At 34.8% G+C, this 19,807-nt stretch carries 20 protein-coding genes and 1 pseudogene; 2 read left to right on the top strand and 19 right to left on the bottom strand.

The annotated features are described in order from the left end of the window. Positions 1–69 precede the first annotated feature (69 nt). Positions 70–300 carry a DUF5675 family protein gene (locus QO182_RS01465; RefSeq protein WP_371542929.1) on the bottom strand — a complete coding sequence of 77 codons (231 nt, stop codon included), beginning with the start codon at positions 298–300 and terminating at the stop codon, positions 70–72. Positions 301–306: 6 nt separating this feature from the next. Between QO182_RS01465 and QO182_RS01460 the strand changes: the two genes are divergently transcribed. Continuing rightward, positions 307–522: a hypothetical protein gene (locus QO182_RS01460; protein ID WP_371542926.1), complete on the top strand. Its 216-nt coding sequence runs from the start codon at positions 307–309 to the stop codon at positions 520–522. 2 nt (positions 523–524) lie between these two features. Here QO182_RS01460 and QO182_RS01455 read toward each other — a convergent pair whose 3' ends face one another. The 13 genes from QO182_RS01455 to QO182_RS01395 all read right to left on the bottom strand — a co-directional run bounded on the left by QO182_RS01455 (position 525) and on the right by QO182_RS01395 (position 11,577). Next, positions 525–974 (bottom strand): zinc-binding dehydrogenase, encoded by a 450-nt coding sequence (locus QO182_RS01455; RefSeq protein WP_371542923.1) that lies wholly within the window; start codon positions 972–974, stop codon positions 525–527. Further along, positions 975–1,199, bottom strand: a complete 225-nt coding sequence (locus QO182_RS01450) for a hypothetical protein (protein WP_371542920.1) — start codon at positions 1,197–1,199, stop codon at positions 975–977. A gap of 318 nt (positions 1,200–1,517) precedes the next feature. Next, positions 1,518–3,458: an oleate hydratase gene (locus QO182_RS01445; protein WP_371542918.1), complete on the bottom strand. Its 1,941-nt coding sequence runs from the start codon at positions 3,456–3,458 to the stop codon at positions 1,518–1,520. 84 nt (positions 3,459–3,542) lie between these two features. Next, the gene (locus tag QO182_RS01440; protein ID WP_371559586.1) at positions 3,543–4,439 is read right to left on the bottom strand and encodes a 3-hydroxyacyl-CoA dehydrogenase; all 897 of its coding nucleotides are present in this window, start codon (positions 4,437–4,439) and stop codon (positions 3,543–3,545) included. A gap of 137 nt (positions 4,440–4,576) precedes the next feature. Beyond that, complete coding sequence (locus QO182_RS01435) at positions 4,577–5,560, bottom strand: NADP-dependent oxidoreductase (protein ID WP_371559584.1); 984 nt, start codon at positions 5,558–5,560, stop codon at positions 4,577–4,579. Positions 5,561–6,096: 536 nt separating this feature from the next. Continuing rightward, on the bottom strand, positions 6,097–6,765 hold the full coding sequence (locus QO182_RS01430) for an FAD-binding oxidoreductase (RefSeq protein ID WP_371542909.1): 669 nt from the start codon (positions 6,763–6,765) through the stop codon (positions 6,097–6,099). A 31-nt stretch (positions 6,766–6,796) separates the two neighbouring features. Next, the gene (locus QO182_RS01425) at positions 6,797–7,018 is read right to left on the bottom strand and encodes a hypothetical protein (RefSeq protein WP_371542906.1); all 222 of its coding nucleotides are present in this window, start codon (positions 7,016–7,018) and stop codon (positions 6,797–6,799) included. Positions 7,019–7,028: 10 nt separating this feature from the next. After that, positions 7,029–7,781 carry a PRC-barrel domain-containing protein gene (locus tag QO182_RS01420; RefSeq protein WP_371559582.1) on the bottom strand — a complete coding sequence of 251 codons (753 nt, stop codon included), beginning with the start codon at positions 7,779–7,781 and terminating at the stop codon, positions 7,029–7,031. Positions 7,782–7,904: 123 nt separating this feature from the next. After that, positions 7,905–8,456: a ferritin gene (locus QO182_RS01415; protein WP_371559581.1), complete on the bottom strand. Its 552-nt coding sequence runs from the start codon at positions 8,454–8,456 to the stop codon at positions 7,905–7,907. A gap of 189 nt (positions 8,457–8,645) precedes the next feature. After that, positions 8,646–8,813, bottom strand: a complete 168-nt coding sequence (locus QO182_RS01410) for a hypothetical protein (protein ID WP_371542897.1) — start codon at positions 8,811–8,813, stop codon at positions 8,646–8,648. Between the two features lie 369 nt (positions 8,814–9,182). Continuing rightward, positions 9,183–9,437 (bottom strand): HPF/RaiA family ribosome-associated protein, encoded by a 255-nt coding sequence (locus QO182_RS01405; RefSeq protein ID WP_371542894.1) that lies wholly within the window; start codon positions 9,435–9,437, stop codon positions 9,183–9,185. 46 nt (positions 9,438–9,483) lie between these two features. Then, on the bottom strand, positions 9,484–10,635 hold the full coding sequence (locus tag QO182_RS01400; protein ID WP_371559579.1) for a hypothetical protein: 1,152 nt from the start codon (positions 10,633–10,635) through the stop codon (positions 9,484–9,486). Positions 10,636–10,953: 318 nt separating this feature from the next. Further along, positions 10,954–11,577: an aldehyde dehydrogenase family protein gene (locus QO182_RS01395; RefSeq protein ID WP_371559742.1), complete on the bottom strand. Its 624-nt coding sequence runs from the start codon at positions 11,575–11,577 to the stop codon at positions 10,954–10,956. Positions 11,578–12,401: 824 nt separating this feature from the next. Here QO182_RS01395 and QO182_RS01390 point away from each other — a divergent pair. Beyond that, on the top strand, positions 12,402–13,049 hold the full coding sequence (locus QO182_RS01390) for a hemolysin III family protein (protein WP_371559576.1): 648 nt from the start codon (positions 12,402–12,404) through the stop codon (positions 13,047–13,049). Between the two features lie 359 nt (positions 13,050–13,408). On the opposite strand, the gene QO182_RS01385 is transcribed toward QO182_RS01390, so the two are convergent. The 5 genes and pseudogenes from QO182_RS01385 to QO182_RS01365 all read right to left on the bottom strand — a co-directional run bounded on the left by QO182_RS01385 (position 13,409) and on the right by QO182_RS01365 (position 19,676). Then, complete coding sequence (locus QO182_RS01385; protein WP_371559573.1) at positions 13,409–15,661, bottom strand: FUSC family membrane protein; 2,253 nt, start codon at positions 15,659–15,661, stop codon at positions 13,409–13,411. Between the two features lie 471 nt (positions 15,662–16,132). Further along, positions 16,133–16,276: a hypothetical protein gene (locus QO182_RS01380; protein ID WP_371559572.1), complete on the bottom strand. Its 144-nt coding sequence runs from the start codon at positions 16,274–16,276 to the stop codon at positions 16,133–16,135. 964 nt (positions 16,277–17,240) lie between these two features. Continuing rightward, positions 17,241–17,561, bottom strand: a complete 321-nt coding sequence (locus QO182_RS01375; RefSeq protein ID WP_371542881.1) for an HPF/RaiA family ribosome-associated protein — start codon at positions 17,559–17,561, stop codon at positions 17,241–17,243. A 19-nt stretch (positions 17,562–17,580) separates the two neighbouring features. Then, a complete protein-coding gene (locus tag QO182_RS01370; RefSeq protein ID WP_371542879.1) occupies positions 17,581–18,099 on the bottom strand; it encodes a hypothetical protein in 519 nt (172 codons plus the stop codon). Between the two features lie 1,348 nt (positions 18,100–19,447). Further along, positions 19,448–19,676, bottom strand: a pseudogene (locus QO182_RS01365) (helix-turn-helix domain-containing protein). Positions 19,677–19,807 lie beyond the last annotated feature (131 nt).

The raw sequence follows: 19,807 nt of genomic DNA, 5'->3' as shown, positions 1-19,807 counted from the left end.
GAGCAATAGCGAAATCAGTGTTCCAAAAAGTACCCTGATGTTGTTTATTTTTTCCGTTTTGTAGGTACTTTATAATTGAAAATTATGTTCAATGGTGATTCTATTCGAATTATCTTTGGCCAGTGCGACTAATTTTGGATAGATTATTTTGTAGGCTGCAATACTTTGAGAAACTTGAAAATCACCATCTAAAAATTGAAAACCAAATCCACACAAGGGACAAACCGCAGTGTCTTTTATGGTATTTCCAGTATGGGTGTAGACAAAACTAAAATTAGGTAATCCGATAATTTCAATCATTTCTTCATGCAGCTATCCAAGCAATTTGCGTTAAAACTGGAAGGCGAACTCAAGAACCAAACCGCAACCCAAATTATCGATTTTGAACATGATTTCCTGGGAGTGGAAAAAAGACGCTGGGTATTGGTCAATAATGAAAGTATTCCCATCGCCACCAGCAAGCAAGGGTCGTTTGGGGTCGAATTCAACAAAAACAAACGGAATATCGAGCGTGCTTATTGATGTTAGCTAAAATAGCATCTGAAATCTCCGCCAACATTGTCAAAATAGATATCTACTCCTTTTGGGCAGGCACTTTTGACAGCTTCTTTTAAATAAGGTGTTGTTTTATAATTTATAGCGTGATCAAAATTGAACTTTGATGTAAGTACGTCAACTTTTTCATCTGAACCAGTAAGTCCAACCACTTTACAACCTAGCGATTTTCCAACCTGACCCACTCCAGCTCCATACACTACAAGTGTTTCGCCTTTTTTCGGCAATCCTATTTCCGTTAAACGCAAATAAGCGGTAAGGCCAGTCATTCCTAAAATCCCTAAATAACTTGATAATTTAGCTTCATGTTGATTTGCTTGATGTAAACCTTTTCCGTTCGAGGTTTGATATTCCTTCCATTCTAAATTTCCAGAAACAAAATCCCCTTTTTTGAAATCTGCCTGTTTGCTTTCTATCACTTAGGCTATGATTCCTGATTGTATGGGTTTATTTAATTCGAACGGAGTAACATAGGATTTAGCGTCATTCATCCTACCACGTAAATAGGGATCGACTGAGACATAGACTGTCTTTAATAAAACCTCACCGTCTTTGGTAGCAGGAAGTTCTTCGTTGGTAATTTTAAAATCGCTCACTGCCGGTTTTCCGTGTGGACGTTTGTTCAAGATGATTACTTTATTCATGTTTTAAAATTTTTATAGCCGCGCTTTAATCTCAAATAAAAAGCTAACCACGGATTTTATATTTTTCATGCCCTTAAGTTTAATAATTCTTTAAACGACGTTCTATGGTTTCTAAGGAAGCCAGTACTACTTTTCATGATTAATAAATTTCATAGTATTGATGTTCTACCATAGTCGTCTGTCCAGTTTCGACGCATGCCTCTTATCCTAAAGCACCTTGTCGAAATATTCGTCGCTATCGCCGTTCCCGTTTCTTTTGTTGACAGCTATTCGCATTGCTCTCTTTTTTTAACAGACCGCCCTAAATTACCTTAGGTATTAGTGCTTAAAACCTTTTGCCCACTCCTTAAGCTTCTCTAACGGCTCATTAAAAAAAGAGTCGTGGTGATCTTCATCCTCTTCACCTACAGGTAAAATGTGCTCAAAATAGGTGTTCTTTAGAATTCGTTTTAAAACACTTTCTCCTGGGAATGGTTTGTAATCGTTTAAGGCCTTGGTAGCTTTTAGTAGTTGACGAATATCATACTGGCCAGCAGCAATATCTGGCACCTGCTTGTTAAGATTTAGTAATTTGTAAACAGCTATTCTAGCAGTTCTTACCGAAGTTTCTACGGTAAATACAACATCGTTATGGGTCTCGACAAACTGTCCTACAAGTCCTAAGTTCTTGGAGCCACTAGGCACTATGTGTGGTCTGTCTCCTGCCGCTCTAGGCATAAACTGAGAGGTTATGTAAGGCATGAAGCTGGTTTTGACAATTGTATTTTCAATAATAGTATCTATTTGATCTTCTAAACCAATATGAAAACATAATTCAGATAAAATTTCATTTCCTGTACTTTGTGGCATTGTTTTTTTATTATAATTACCGTCTTTATCCATAAATAAAGCATATACCCATATAACCAAAACATCATCGGGTTGCTCTGGGAAGTGTGGTTGACGATTAATTGTAAAACTCATTAGCCAGTTAGAATCGGTGATGGACACTATTCCTCCAGTAGCTGCTTTTCCAGAATAGGGATTGTTTACACAGTATTCTTTGATTTTTTCAGTTAAAGCTGAAGGGCGACAAGTTAATGTAGCAGATTCCCAAGAAGATTTTTCAATAGAGCTGCAGAATTTTTCAGGTTTGCCAAATTCAGTAGATTTGGTTGCTAAGTTTTTCCATAATTGCCATCCTGAACTCAGACCACTTTCGTTATTATTAATAGCTTTAATAGGAGCATTCGTGTTATCTCCATAAGAGGTATCTTCTGTCATGGACGCTGTAGTAACAATTACATAGTCGTTTTCAGTTACTGGAATTGTTACTTCTTTATCTTTTTGTTGGGTAATTATGCCTTTAACAACTTTACCTTCTGTATTGATCTGCATATCTAGATCTTTAACCAAGGTGTCAAACTGAATTTTAATGCCTTTAGATTTTAGATGCTCTATTAAAGGTTTTACGAAGGAATCGTACTGATTGTATTTTGGAAATACCAAGCAGGAAAGATCTTTAAATCCATCGGTAAGATGTAAAAAGCGGTGTAGATATAATTTACATTCTAGGACACTATGCCAGTTTTCAAAAGCAAACATGGTACGAAAGAAAGTCCAAAAATTACTTTTCAAAAAGGAGCTACTAAAATAATCTTCAACGGTCACATCATCTAAGTCTTCCTTCTTTTTTAATAAAAGCTTTACAACTGCTAATTGATCTAATTTGTCTAAGCCAAATTTGCTAAAATCTTTTATTTCTCCATTATTATGAATTAATCTAGCTTTTGAATAATTAGGATCATTATCATTTAGTAAACGAAATTCATCTAAAACACTATAAGGTGAAGGCATTTCTATAGCAGGAATATCCTGTAAAATATCCCACAGGTTCTCATAAGTCATTTCCATTTCTCTACCACCTCTAACAAGGTAGCCGTCTTTAGCATTTCCAGCGCCATCAAGAGAGCCACCTTCTACGGAGAGTTTGTCAAGAAAAACAATGTTTTCACCTGGGATGTGACCATCTCGTATAAAGTAATATGCAGCAGATAGACCAGCGATACCAGTTCCCACAATATAAACTTTACTGTCTTTAAAAGATTTAGGAGGAATACCTTTATTACGTTGGTAGTTTCCTGTAAGATCAGCAAAAGGCATTGGTTGATCTTTAGAATTTCTTACTACTTCCTTGCTTGCATCTGGATCGTGTTCTACATTTCCTGGGAATGGAGATGCATTTAATACTTTATCGAATTTTGATGTTATTTTTTCCATTTTTTTTGATTTTAATATGATTTTTCCTTATTAGTAAAGCTTTTAGTCTTCCGCTACTTCAAATCTTCTAATAAAGCCATTATCTTACTTTAAAAAGTCAGCGTCTTTGAACGAAGGATTCGGATAGGTATAAAAACCTTCGCCGGTAGCGACACCCAATTTCCCTTTATCAATGAAATGCTCTTTTAGGTACTCAACTACCTTTTGTTTATCTGAGTCCTCTGTTTTTTCAGCCTCCATTTTATTGATATTATATGCGGTGGTAATTCCAACGACATCTAAAATCGCAAAAGGTCCCGTGGGAGCTCCTGTTGCCACCATCCATGTTTTATCGATCGTATCAACATCTGCAACACCTCTTACCAATAGGTCTAGCCCTGCACTTAATAAGGGAACAAGCAGTGAGTTGACGATATAGCCTGGTTGTTCTTTTTTTAATGGCAGAGCTACCATTCCGATAGATTTGGCAAACGCAACAAGGGTGTCAAATACGTCCGCATCCGTCCCGGGATGTCCCATAATTTCAGCTGTGTTATGTTTCCATATCTCGTTGGCAAAATGCAGCGCTGCAAATTGAGCTGGTCTACCTGTTGATTCGGCAAACTGGCTAGGCAGCATTGTAGAAGAATTACTAGCGAAAATGGTTTTTTCGGGAGCTACAGCTGCTAGCTTTTTATAAAAATCTTTTTTAATTGAAGGATCTTCAGGTACGGATTCTATAACCAGATCAGCATTGGCTACAGCTTTTGCCAAATCTGAAGAAAAACTCAATCGGTCCATTGTCTCATCGATCTGTTTTTGTGAGGCATTCAAATCATCCTTGTAAGAATCTCCCAATTTCTTAAAAGTAGTTTTTGATTTTTCTAAAATATCATCACTAATATCATAAACCATTACAGCGTATCCGTGAAAAGCGGTTTGAAATGCAATCTGTGATCCTAAAACGCCGCTGCCCGCTAATGTTACTTTTGTAATATTCATTGTTTTATGTTTTTAATTATTTGTTACAGTTTTACTTTCATGTTGCCTCGAGTAGCTTTGAATATCCGTTATGCCTGTTAAGCATTTATTTTATTTCGCAACAAATAGTTTAAGTGTGAGCTCGGACTTTAAACTATTTAGGATAAGCTTATAATTACTTTTCCTTGTGCTCTACCGGTAGCTAGGTATTCATAGGCGTCTATTGCATCATCAAAGGGATAAATCAGATCCACTATTGGCTTAATATCCCCATTTTCAACCATTTTTGTTATGGCATTCAGCTGCTCACCATTAGGCTGCATCCAGGTTAGTTTATAAACTGCTGATTTCTCAATGATCAGTTTGGATAATTGTTCGGGTAATTTATAATCAGTCATACCCATTTGCTTTGCAGTTTCTTCGTCAGGAGGTCCTGTTATTGTGGTCACTTTTCCACCTTCTTTAATGATTTCAAAAGCATCAAAGGTGTAGTCATTCCCTAAAGTGTCAAAAACAATATCCAAATTGTTTGCAACCTCTTTATAATCCTCCGTTTTATAATCAATTACTCGGTCAGCACCCAAAGCTTTGACCCAGTCTACATTTTTGCTGCTGGTAGTCGTATATACGATAGCTCCTTTAGCTTTAGCATACTGAATTGCAAAGCTACCTACACCACCAGACCCTGCATGAATAAGAATTCTATCGTTCTCTTTAATGCCAACACTCTCCAAGGCTTGTATTGCTGTAAGTCCTGTTAATGGCAATCCAGCTGCTTCTTCAAAAGAACTATTTTTGGGTTTTTTAGCAACTAGGTCACTATTGACACTTACAAATTCTGCTACTGTACCCATTTGTTCTTGTGGCACTCTGGAATATACTTCATCTCCTATTTCGAAATTGTTTACATCTGAACCTTTTTCGACCACCACACCACTTACGTCAAAACCTATTGTACTGGGTAAGTTTAAAGAAATCATATCCTTCAGTTTACCTTCCACCATTTTGTAATCAATGGGATTTAACGAAGCTGCTTTAACTTCAACTAAAATATCATTTGGTTTTAAAGAAGGTTTTTCGATCTCATTGATGGATATACTGTCTTTAATTTCACCGTATTTTACTATTTGTAATGCTTTCATATCAATTATATTTTATTGTTAATTATCTTTTATTATCTAGCCTTTTACTTTTGTAAAAAACTATCGATTAGCTAACTTAACATCTTTATTTAGCTAATTATTGACAAGCTGTTCCCAAATATCAACGGTACTGTTTATCTAATCTTTATCTTTTCAATTAGATCTAATAGTGTTTTTTTTATATTGTGAAATCTCTCTATGATTGCTAGACGTTTGATGGCAAAGGATCCAAGCTATTAGAACCGTTCGAAAGAAAAGCCAGATTAATCGTGCCTTATCGGAATCTAAAGCACCAAAAGCATCTTTTCTATCGAGATATTAACCAATATTTCCAGAAAAAAATAAAACAAAAAGTAGCGCTAGTACGAGACGAAATAGGTTTTGAGTTAGTGTCATTTTTATGTTTTTTTCATGATTTATTGCTATCGGATGCGTTTGTATCGTGCGCAATATAATTTTAAGGAAATTTTTTTATAATTCTAAATTCGAGAAAAGAACAAGCAAATCGTTAAAGCAGTTTTAACAAATCTCACAGATTATTTTTCAAAAATTACGGTATCAGTTTTCGCTCCTAATTGGGTGAGTGCTTCTGAAATGGCGGTTACAAATTGTGGTGGACCACAAACATAGAAGTGCTGTTTAAAGTTGTCTATTTTTTCTTTTAGAAAAGTATAGTCAATCCTGTCATTTTCGTACCCCTCTTTTTTTTCATTAGTGAGCGTGTTGATGAAATTCTTGCCGAGCATTTCATTAAATTCTTTTTTCAGAATTATATCTTTTTCGGTTTTATTGGTGAAAATTAGTTTGTTGTTAGCAATTTTGTCATCCGCTTGTAACTGCCGCAGAATTGCAATGAATGGTGTAACACCAGCACCACCAGCAATGAATACGCCTTCGCCTTTATATTCAATTGCGCCCCAGACATCACGGATGATAAGTTCGTCACCCTGCTTTAATTTCCCTAATTCTTTTGTAACTCCGTTGTGACTATCATAAATTTTAATTGTAAATTCCAGATGCTTATTATCATTTAAACTTGTAAATGTAAAAGGTCGCTTTTCATTTTTAAGTGCAGGAGTATTGACGGACACTTCGGTTGCCTGTCCCGGTATGAATTTGAAACCTTCTGGCTTTTGAATTGTAAATCGCTTTACATCATGCGTTACCAGTTCCACTGAAATTATTTTTACAATATGATTTTCCATGGTTTTTGTTTATTAAGGGTTAGCAGTATACTCAAGAATTAGGTCTTCCTTTCAATCGAAGATCTATTCTTTTTTTCTTAATGGTTAACCGCTTCATTACATCCATTAAGGTTGCTTCTTTTGTCTTCTTATAAATTTTGTTGATTGCTAATACAAGTCGTTTTGCTTCTCTTGAAGCTGTCACTCTATCACTATTAGACATATGACTCATTTTGGCTTTTTCAAATACTTCTGCTTCTTGTAAAATTTCCATAATTATTATTTTATTTTTCGTAATACTCATTGAGTGAATGCTCATATGAATCATTTATCGGTTGCGAAGAATCATATTCGGGACTGTTTTTCACTTCTTCCTTTGAGTGATTAATAGTAACTGTCTGCTCCTGCCATTTTACATCTTTAATCCAACGTGGAGAAATAATCACTTTTTTTCCCGAAAACCAGTTGCCGGTTTCCACAATAAGAAAATGGATTTTCCAGCTTACGTCATCAATTATAAAATCTTGGACTTCGCCTATGTCGCCGTCCGTTGCATGAATATCATACCCTGTAACTTCTTGTGTGCTTCGTAGATGCGGTTTGTCATTAGTATGCTTTTCCGTTTTCCTTTGTATCATTTCCTTTTCTGTTTCTCTTACTTCAACTAACGGATATCCCCACATGCCTAAGCCCATGTGTCCATACATTCTGTTTCCGTAATAGCCGGGCCAAGAGTAGTATCCACGAATCAAGTCTTCCTGTTGCTCTGAAACAGGTTTGTCTGTTTTAATATCGGGACTGTTTTTTATTTTTTCCTGCGTAAGATTTACAGATAGTGTTTTTGATTCGCAATCCAGTTTTTGAAATGCTTCGGGCGAAATCAAAACTTTTTTTTCGGAAAGCCATCCTCCCGTTTTTACCACCATATACCGTATAGTTGAGGTCTGATCATCAAAATAGAACTCTTCTACTTTTCCAATTTCACCATCAGTTCCTTTAATGGTGTAGCCTAATAAACTGTTTATACTTCGTTTCATATTATTATTTTATATTGCTTTAATTATTTAGTTCATTACTACAATTAAGCAGGTTTCATTCGAACATTGATTCAAATTATCAATAGAAAACCCAAGCCTTTAACTAATCCTATAGAATGTTTCTTAGGGATTAGTAGTGGTAGCATCTTGAGCCAAACTTATCTCACCTGACCTTTTTTCTAAATCTTTATCTAATAGGTATAGTGCATCACCGTTTGCTTTTTCACCGCCTACAATTTTAATTTTATCCAGTAAAAGGCTTGCAAGATTTTCTTCTTCAATTTGTTCTTTCACGAACCATTGTAAGAAATTCCATGAAGCCCAATCTTCTTCATCGAGTGCCATTTTTACCACTTTATAAATGGATTTTGTATTATCCACTTCATGCTCAAATACTTTTTCAAAACAATTATTTACACTGACGGGATCGGTTGTAGGTGCAGGAATTGCAGTAACTATGGCCTTTGCACCTCTGTTTAATATGTATTCCAGTATTTTCATCATATGGTTTCGTTCCTCTGCTGCATGTCGGAAAAGAAAATTTGCGATGCCGCCGAATCCATTGTTATCTGCCCATGCACCATATGATAAGTATATTTGGGAAGCATGTGCTTCTTTAGTCATTTGCTCATTTAATGCGGTTGTAAGCTTATCTGAAAGTCTATTCGTTTTCATAATATTTTTTTTAATAATTTGGCTTTTCTAAGTAATACTTAGGAGAACTGTAATGTTTTTCAATTTTTTTTATCGATTTCTAGTTTCTTTTCATACATTTTTTTTTGAACCTTTATCAATATCTTTTATTGTACTGAGTTTCTCATTCTCTGACTTTTGTGTTATTTAGAGATTTTTAGTGTCATTTTATTAAAATAAATCGATAGTAATTATAATGAATGCTATGAAGCAAACAACTATTACAGTTGCAAGAATATAGACGGTAGTTTTTGTCAATTTATCTTTTTTAAAAATATAGTTTCGTGTTTTATCCTTCTCTTCTTTTACAAATTTGAAATCTTCTTTTCCTTGTTTCATTGGTTCCTGTTTTTAATTAGTATAATTTGACTTTTTAGTTTAAAGTTGTAAGCTTGTTTTGAAAAAAACTTCAAATAATTTATGACCCTATTTTTCAAAAATGGGTTGCTTGATTCGACGACAAAAAACTATTTTACTGAATTGTCATTTTGTACAAATGAGCAAAGGTCTATGAGTTTGTCCTTGTTTAGTTTTATAGGTCAACCTCTTTTTTTAGTTTTTACGGTCGTTTTGTAATTACTTTTTCGCTTAAACTTCTGGCGAAAATTTTATGCTAATGTCACTAATTTCGTAAGCGACACATTACAGTGTCAAGATCCGTCTTCATTTTGTCTATGTTCTTCATCCAAAACGTTTTCAGCGGTATCTCTATGACATGTAGCCATTAAAAGGGGCTTTATGGCTTGTAATGGCTAAAGGTTGCATCCCTTTTAGGCGCGCTTCTCGTACACTTCTTCTATCATTTTTACTATATTGATAGCTGCTTTCATCTCTGAATTTTACTTCTAATCTAGTAATATGTTCACTGAACCTATTGAAAGCATCTTTTATTACAGCTTTCAAAGTTTCTCTCATTTCTTCACTTCCTGATATATTATAATCTGTATTTAGTAAGATTTTCATTTCTAGTATTTTTTAGTTGTTTGAATTATCATTATTTGCTTGATTTTTAATAACGAAACAGACCGGCAATCCCTGTTTTTGTAGGCATTTTTTCATGTGGAATAATCATCACTTTGCCGCCCATTTTTGTTACCAGTTCGCCCAAGTCATCCAGTAAATCATCCACTTCAGGATTAGCTAAATCGCCTTTTTCAATACTGCCTGCGTCGTTTATTATCATGCCCGGAATTTGGAGTGCGGCTTCAATCAATAGGGTATCTACTTTGCCTGCTGCTGCTGCCGTAGCTACTTCGCTTATATTATCACTTCCTGTACCCTGTGATTTTGCTTGGTGGTAGTCATCACAAATTTTGTCGATGGTGTTATTATAATAGGGCTCCATAACTCCCCAGGCACCTTTCACCAGCTCATCGAGTTCTATAGACTTTGGATTTACATTAATTCCGTTTGGAAGTAGTGAGAGATTGTTGCTTACCTTATGAAAAAGATGCTGGTGCTCTGGTAATGCAGCCAGTATAAGTGGCAAACCAGAAGCACTGGAATAGTTGTCATTAATCGTTTTTGCGACAAAGCGAAAAAACTTTTCGGTATCGATATCCGCTTCATCTGATTTTCCACCTTGGCCGTGATGCATGTCACTGGTTTGATTCCCTACACCACCATAAGATGCAACAGTGGTATGCTTATCGGTTAAATCATAACCCAATGCTTCATTTATATTTTTTGGAATGTCTGAGGGAAGCTCCAGTTCTGTGAGCGAATGCCTGTTTCCTTCATAAATTTGATAATCATGTAGGTTTAAACCTAACACATTGTAACGCTCCACCGACTGTAAATATCTGCGGAGCGGTTTTGTATGAAAGCTATTAGCAACAACGGTTAATTCTTCTATTGATACTGGTAAGCTTATGGTTTTGAACATATCAACTGTACCAAGCACAGCCAGTCCCTCTAACGTATGTCTCCAAAATTCTTTATTACTTTCAAGCGCTACAAATGGCTCCAGGAGTGTTGTAACTTCTGACTCTGAATGTTTTTGGAGTAGGGATTGTTTTAACTTTTTTAAAAGGTTTTTAAATAGTATCGGATCCCCAAGATTGTCAGGGTGAGTACGATGCGTTGGCATATATAATGATATGCAGGTTCCTTCATTGACACTTAATAATTCTGGCATCATGTCTTTAGTAAGTAAATTCATATAGTTTTGATTTATTAGTTATTAAATAATTATTTACATTGTTTTATTTTCATGAGGTTAATTCATTTTCTTTCTTTGAGGATAGAGAGAAAAATATACAAACTATCTAAATTATACTTACTATCTATTTAGTAGCAATGGAGTTACATATTTAATATTAGGTTACCAAATTGAATGCTGCTCTCGTATTACTATTGACTATAACTTGTAAGTAAGTCTGATAAATTGGGACCGTTCCAGACTGACAGTAGTAAATGGGTCTGAAAAATGGCATTTTATTATCCTTATCAAATATAACGATTATTCTAATATTAATTGCTAATATGCTGATTTTGTGAAGTTAACGGTGTGTCTAAAATGGATTTTAATGTGCTCTATAGTAGTTTTTTTACAAATCGTGCTATAAGTTACCGCTTCAGGTAACAATTTAACTTCAGTTTTATCTAATTCAATAGCAGCAGCACATTGAGGAACTATGGAGGGATGCTTAAGCAGTATGGTATTGCCCACCATAATATTGGGAGCCGTAAAGAGAGCTACTTGATAATAAGGGGAATTCCAAGGCATCACACCTAGCAATACACCAATTGGACTATTTCGAATTATTGCTTCTCCATATTCAAGATCAAGTACTTTATCGGCAAGAAAACCTTCTTCGTTATCGGCATAGTAATCAATCATATCAGCACTCAAGTCGATTTCTCCTTCCGCTTCGGAAAAGAGTTTACCCATTTCTAAGGTGATAGTTTTTGCAAGTTCAGATTTATTGATTCGCATGAGTTTAGCTACTTTACTTAGCAAATAAGCCCGTTGCTGGTAGTTCGTTTCTTTCCAGTTGGCATAAGCTAGATGGGATTTCGCCACTTTAGCATCAACTGTTTTCTCTGTCATTTTTTTGAATGACTTCACTGTCTTGTTTGTGTTTGGATTAACTGTTTGTATGGAAATATTGACTCGTATTTAATTACATAGTCTGCGGAAATATTCCGCAACCGTTTTGAAATCATTTCCAAAAGAATACATCAATTTGATTGCTCTAAATGGATACGCTACAATTTCATGTATGACTTTAATGCGATTTTAGTGAAGATACAAACTAAATCTGTTAATGCTATTACACAATTACGGGGAATAGTTACATAATTACCATAACAAGAAAATTGGGGGCGGTAAAAATGAATACGACGCAGGGTTACTTGTGAAAATGGTTTATGCTTTTCTCATTTCTAGCAATCTGTTTGTGAGTGGAGACTCTCTTCACTTGATAATAAATTTTGGTATTTGCTGGTTTATTTTCCAATCCAGTTTCAACAACAAAAAAATAGAATCAAATAGAATCAAATTGTATTCCATTAACTTTCTTGCTATTTCTTGTCTAAAAAAGAACAGGTCTACGACTAAAGTTCAGATGCGTATACCTATATTATTATAAATTTTAATTACTCCAGTTTTTTTCTAATTCAAGAGTCAAGGCGATAGTGTTAAGAGAATGAACCGTATTGATCCAGTGATGAAATTTTTTTACTATGACTCTGGTCATTTTAGGTTTTTCAATAGAGAGATGTATTCGTTTTTAAAAACAACATACCTATAGACGTACTATATGCAAGATTTTCTTAGAAGCTGTCGCAAGATGAGGACCTCGTGGAAGTAAAATAGATAGTAATAAAATGGTAAATTATATAGCCAATAGAACTAAGTTAGGAATAGATTTGAGTAATTTTACAAAAAAGGACTAGAACAATACCCCTTATCAAATCAATTTTATGCGAACTCAGAATTCAAATATACAAATTAGGCAAGAACTCGTAAACAGTATCGTACATGGTTTTGGAATTATTTTTGGTATTGTAAGTATTCCTATCCTAATAGCGTTTGCCATTAAAAGTGATAACACTTCTGGCATTATTGGCGCGGCTATATATGGCTTTTGTTTTTTACAACTTTTTACTTTTTCTACACTCTACCACGGAATCCAGCATGCTCAGGCAAAACGCACACTTGAAATTCTTGATCACATCAGTATTTATTTCTTGATAGCGGGTACTTACACTCCGTTTTTACTTATGTATATGCCTAATTCTTTTGGTACAACCTTGCTATCGGTTTTATGGGGCCTCACAGTATTAGGAATAATCTACAAGATTTTTTTTATAGGAAAGTGGAAGGTTTTTTCAACGCTAATTTACATAGGAATGGGCTGTATTATGGTTGTTGGCGGACGGACATTCTTTGAGAGTATTCCTTCTAATATCCTCACAATGATTCTAATTGGAGCCGCACTTTACCTTATGGGTGTTGTTTTTTACTTATGGAAGAAATATCCTTACAACCATGCTGTCTGGCATTTTTTTGTGCTCGCAGCTGCTGTTTGTCATTACGTTGCTATCTTATTGGCGGTTGTGTCGAATTGATTCTAAAATGAATTGGGTTTGTCAGAAAACAAAAGAGGCAACCTTAATGGAGGCAATGAAGAGGTTAACTGTAAAGAAAAACAATTCATATTCAATTAAAAGGAAGTTCGAATTCCGGAATAGGATAAACCAAATAGTAGAAAGCGGCAGTTATAAGAGGTAACTACTTAATAATTAATGAGTTATTTATTTTTTCGTCTTTAGGCAATTTAAGTTATCAAATAGGGTGAGGACTGAATATGGTACTAAAGTAGATAAAAGATGATATTGACAAGTGCCAAATTCAGTTCGTGAGTAAGTGCTGTGGTAGTACTCAAAATCACTTTGGGGTTATTGACTAAAACCCAATAAAATTGCTACTAGTCCTCTACAATAGCTGAACGATAACGTTCCGTTGCCTTTTGTAGGTTTTCTGAAAGGGATTTTAACCAGGTCATGTGATTGGCAATCAAATAAGCTTCCTGAAGGCCATGAAGCGTTTCTGTATCTAATTCGGTGTGGCCTAGTCTGATATTTTCATCTCGCAAATTTGATAATTGCTGGTATTTACCCAACAACTTTTCCTCTGCATCTTCAGCAGTTTCTTTAGTGACTTTTTTCTCTATTTGCGTATCATCTAAACTATCGAACGACATTTGTAGGGTATTGGAAATCTTTTTGATGAGTATATTAAATTCTATAGAAGCAGGAGTGGTTTGATGATTACTGATAAAATTACCGATGGACGCAATGGCAGAAACCATCGTCTGGTTAAGCGTCACAATTTCATAAATGAGTTGAAATTCTTTCTGTTTCGATTTTGGGTCTTGGGTCAATCGCTGGAAGGCAGTATTTAAATTACTGATGGCAAGAAATGCTTCTTTCCTTGCTAAACTATAGGAGAGTTTGTGTTTAGAAGGATATTGATACAACTCTTGTGTTGCTAAAAGATATTCTTTGTTCATTTTTAAAGCGTTCAGAAGTACCTGTTTTAGATTATTGGCTTCCCAACTTGGCAAAAGTATATAATTGGCAACGACAGCGATAGTGGCTCCAATGATAGTGTCGATGACGCGGTACTGAATCACTTCAAAGGCATTAGGATTGATGAAGGAATACACAAAGATGATACTAATGGTGATCAATGCGGCGGCAAACTTATAATTCTGCTGAATCAATGCAAATGCGAATACCAATGAAACAAATGCCAATACGGCATAAACCACTACATTTTGAGTAAGCAGCACAATACCAACAGCAATAGCCGCACCAATGAGTGTGCCGATGATACGATCTTTCGATCGCTCTTTGGTTAGACCATAGCTAGGTCGCATAATAACAATGACGGTCAGCAAAATCCAATAGGTGTTTTGGATGTCAAAAAGAAAGCCTAACAGATAGGCAAATACTATCGCAATGGTTAGGCGCAATGAATGTCTAAACATGGTGGAATCCAAACTGAAATTTTGAACAAGGACATTCAGTCTGTATTCCTGGAGCGTTAAAAACTGACTCGAATCTTGTCTTTTTAGGGATACTTTGGAAGCCTCTTTGACATTGGCCATTACACGTCTAATAACTCTGATTTCTTGTAGCAGTTGCTCTTGGTAATCGTATAGATTTCTCAATACTAAAGCACCTTCACGCGCTTCAGGTAATTTGACGGTATCGACGTAATTTTTGATAGATTCGTTGGCTTCTGCTAATGCACTTAATAGAATATCTTTATTTGGTATTTTATCATTTTGAATCAATAATTCAGACAAACGGATGAGGTGGTTGCCCATGATATTGCTCAGATTTTTTGAAGCATTTAGAAATTCTTTACGCTTGCCAAAAATAGTATCGATCATTTTATAATCCAAATGTTTTGCTTCTATCAATTCGAAGATATTAATAGAAGAGAGTAAGATTAATAGTTGCTTTTCTTCATAATGCGAACGTCCAGAACGTTTGCGTATGGTAAGCAGTGTTTCTCGGAGTGTTTCCTGCTTTTCGTTGATTTGATGTTGCAGGACGAAGCTTTGTTTAAGGTGTTCGTCACGCTTGCTTTTCTTTGTTAATAATTTGGCTCGTATTTTTAGGTATTCACCAATAAGGAGAAGCGTATCTGACAATAGCTGATTCTGATCTTTTATAGGCGCAAGTTTTTGAAAAACAAAGGATACAACCAAATACCAAAGACCTCCAACTCCCATTAAGGCAACTTGAACTAAAATATCATACGCTGTTTCTTTTTGAATGGCAATTGCTATTATCATTGCCAACAAGCCAGAAAAGGATACTAAAGACGCTCTAAAACCATAAACCGAAAGCAGCGACACAACAAACGTAATGACTGTAATTGCCAACAATAAAAGGGGTAGGAAAGGTTTTGAAAATAGAATTATAGCTGTAATAACCATCGTTAATCCAATACTGACTAAAATGGCATTGACTTTACGTTTAGTGCTGCCCGGAATGTCGCCTGGCGCATTTAAAAAAGCACCGACAACAACAGCTGGAGCATATTCAAAATACCCTAAAAGATGCAGCACTGCAAGGGGTACAGCAATCCCAAATCCAATCCGAATTCCTCGGTCAAAGCTGGAACTTTTTAGAAATAATTCTAGTTGTTTGAGTTTTTCTTTCAAGCAGGTATATATTTTGAATCTAAAGATAGAATAATTGAGGTGAAGTATTGTCTGGTAAGGTTTTTTTTTAGTTGTTGTTTGATAGGTGTATTTAAAAGAATTGTTTCGAATGAAATAGTTGTATCAAGCTTTTTAGGTGTCTGCTGATTTCCCTCAGTAGTGCCACATACTAATTTGGCGTGGTAATCGTTTTCGAAAGAGTTCACTCCCGAAAGGCTATGGTTCCAATGGTTTCCTTGTTAGATTAAAGACAGCAAAAAGAAACAAAAGAGTAGGGAATTGGACAGGATTTCCGATATAATTTTTAGATACTATGAATTAAAGACATTGTTTGGATTAGTTTTTTATATTCCGTGATTGACTAAAGGTGATGCTTTCCTTTTCAATGTTATTCCTCTTTATAAAATTAATATCCGTCTTATTTGCTTGTTCAGATTCCTTTAAATAAATAGAATTTAGCTTTAATAGCCTCTAATTTAGAGGGACTTGTAAATTTACTAAGGAGTACCCACTAATTGCAGCTTCAAGGCCTCTTGAAATGAATGAGATGTAAACCGCTTTTCCTGCAATTGCTCTGGCCTGTCCCATAAGGGCAAATGTTCCCGCACCAATCATGGTTCCAATGCCAATTCCAACTGCCGACCATAAACTTATTTTTTTGTAGAATTACTCATTTTTATAAACTGTTTAATCTATTTTTTTAACACGGTCGCTGTGCTTTTTTTTTATTCTTATTTGAGACTCACGGTATAATTTTTCATTAATCTGTTGCTTTGTCCCTTTTTTTACACTTATTGCCGACTTCAGTTCTTCTAAAAACCTGTTTATTTATTTTTTATTTTCGGACACCCTTCTTAAAGAAAATATCAAATATGCAACTCTTAGAGACTTGATTTAGGTTTTTAGACAGTTTGACACCTTGAGAAGGTGTGTGCATCGCAACCTCTAGTTTTTTGGATGAATGATGAGGGATACAAAATGGTTACTTAGAGTGTCTAATGGTATTTCTTTTTTTACCTGTTTTTTTTAATTCATATAGGATTATTAGAATCCATAGAAGTAATTCTTTGCATCTTATAAAAGGGGCATAGGATTGCAGTGGTAATCGTTGTGATTCATTCAGTTATTATTCTTTTAACTACGAATTTAAAAAGCAGGCCATTTTTCCGTTTTTTTTTAGAGGGACTTTTATAGAATTACTCGTGCCTAAATAAGGGAACTGATTCACAAGCGATTTTATGCGTTCACGCAAAATCGTGAGGATACTCTCGCACTTTACAAACAGCTCTTTGATAAATCCTTTGCTGTTATTTTTAGTTAGGATGGGATAAGCTTAAATAAGCACTAAAAATTGCTAGTGCATAATGATCAATAAGGAGGATACGTTTAGCAGAATTGTCTAGTGCTAAAATGTACTTCAAAGAATTTACGCTAATCCTAACACTATGAGTCGTAAATATTCATAGTGCATTTTTTCTTTTTATATAAATTACAGTTTTTACATAGCAAAGCTCTCGCTAGAAAGTTCGCCAATTCTTTTCAATCGAGTGCTCTATTTCCTATATGTGTTCACCTAATTTTATCTTTCATGATTTTGTATCCTTCCAAGAATGGTCTCTAGAGATGTTTTTAGTTTATCTATGGCACCTGACACAGCATTTTTGGCAGTATCGGCGTCACAGGTAACCGCTATTGGATCTCTGCCTTCTATTCTAGCTTCCAGTATGCATTGTATATCATTATATCCTTCTTTTTTCCCATTTTCGTCTGATAAATGCACTTCTATTCGGGTGATATGGGATTGGAATCGGTTTAGCTTTTCGGCGATCAAGGACGTAAAATAGTCTTCTTGATTTTCGTCACCAGAGATTGTTTTGTCTGTGTTGAATTGAATTTTCATAATTGTTTTATTTTATATATTATTCTTTGTCTTCGTCTAAATCATTATGGTTGTCTCCGCCGAGACTGTAATAATTGTTTTCTTCGTCTTCGCTTCCCACATTTTCTTGTTGGTCGTCTAGCTCTGAACCTGGAACATCTAAATCAGCACCTGTTTTTACATGTTTAAAGTCCTTTTCGTTCCAAGTTCGTTCCTTTTCGTTTGGTGCTTTCTTTTTTGTAATATCTTCTGGATTCAAATCCTTTTCTTCCTTTAATTGTTGATAAATATCTTCAGAAGGCGGATAGATTTGTAAGTCTGCATATTCAGGTGTTTTAGGAATTTCTTTGATTTCCGTTTCATTATGCGTTTTTGCATATTTATTCAGAAGATCTTCTAAAGAATCATAGTACTCTTCAAGGCTTTTGATGGTTACTTCCTCACTCTCCGAATTGTTATCGGGCATTTCAATAATAAATTTTGATAGCTCTGGATATTCTTGTTTAATTGTAGTAGTAATCTTTATGATGCTTTGTTCTAATTGCATTTTAGTTTTCATTATTTTTCTTTTATGATTATACTCATTCAAGTTACGTAAATTTAAAATGTTTTATAGCTCTGCTTTACTTCTAGTAAGCGGTCGTTAAATTTCTTCACTTTTGATAGACAACGGTTCTTTACCATTACTTTAAAGATACAAAACTTTACATAGAGAATGTTATACAATTGTTTTTAATATTATATAATTAGCGGTTTATGATATCTTTTTTGAGTCGGCTTGGGCTACTTTAAGCAGTTTTGGCAGAAACAAAGAAAGAAAGAAAGAAAGAAAGAAAGAAAGAAAGAAAGAAAGAAAGAAAGAATTCCAAATTGGTATGAGTGCCGTTTTGCACACTTGGGGCCAATATTTGATAATGTATCGGTGCATTGCATTTTACCTGGCCTTGGCGCATCTGTCTGTAAGGAAGGGACTAGAACGGCAATTGGACAAACTGATGCCCGCAAATATAAAGGCGCCCTAAAGATAAATTCGGAATCATATTATATACTATAAAGGGGGTAGGGCTGATTTGAGAGTCCTTATTTTGCCTATTGTAGACATCTTGATAGCCTACTCCTTAATAAAGATAGTACTTACTCCTGTGCTATTATATTCTTAGCTAAGTAAGCTCTTAAAGTAGACCTTTTTCAACATTTAGTAGGAAGTTTTACCACAATATTAAGCTGGCACTAGTGGTTTCTAGCCTTAAAATTTGCTTTTTAAGTAGTCAAATAAAAATAGGAGAGATATAAAAGCAGTGATGTACTATGGTAGAAAGCCCCCGTCAAATTATAGGGAAAAATGAAAATGGTAGTCAATTTTTCTTAAATGATATTTAATTCTATGTAAAATTAGTGCTGCAGCGAAAAGATGCTAAAAGAAGACTTTACGATGTCTTACAGCAACGTTTCTATATTTTATTAAAAAATGCTTTATAAAACTACTTTTTTATCGAGAACGATGCAAGAAAACAACAAAAAATGGCGCTAAAAATGAACGGGTTAAGTGGACTATTTGAATAGCTGACCGTTCAAAATTTGATAGCTTAAAAAATAATTTCTAAACAATTATCAAAAGTTCGACCTGTTCCATTTTTAGACTGGTGTATTGGAAGAATTCCTCTACTGACACAAATTCGTTTTGGAGCTTATTAAGCTCCTTTCTGATGTTTTGCAACAGTCTATGCTTTGACGATAACTCTTCCCAGTTATGCGCTGTATGTCTTTCGGGTAGATGCATAATCTTTTGGTTTCTGTTCTCATACTTTATCTATTACTTTGATCAGGCTTTGGTTGATTCTAAAATTCTATTTGTCAGACTGTAGTGGAGTAAAATTAATCAAAAAAAAATGATTGGAACTTATTGTTTATTGTGTAGGATTGTCTGTTTTTAATAATTCTCTTGTATTGGCTGCTGCCAAGGTACGTCCGAACATTTTTAGTACTTGGTTTACCTTTTCGAGATTCAGGTTTTCTTTACCTTGTTCTATTTTACGAACAACAGTTAGTGCCACTCCAGCGCGTTCCGCAAAAGCTTCTTGGGTAAGGTTTACTTCATTTCCTTTTTTCTTTTACAAAACTGGCTAATGTCTTCATCGTCATATGCTTTTGCATTGATTTTTAGCAAACATAGTGTTTTATATGTAAAAGCATATAGTTGTAGTATATGGTTTATTCTGAATACCAACTGACATTTAGATCGATTTCTACCATTTTTACCGCTGTCC

The organism is Flavobacterium sp. Arc2 (assembly GCF_041431385.1).
Taxonomy (GTDB): domain Bacteria; phylum Bacteroidota; class Bacteroidia; order Flavobacteriales; family Flavobacteriaceae; genus Flavobacterium.
The sequence above is the reverse complement of the archived record's forward strand: the minus strand, read 5'-3'. Positions and strand labels throughout refer to the sequence as shown.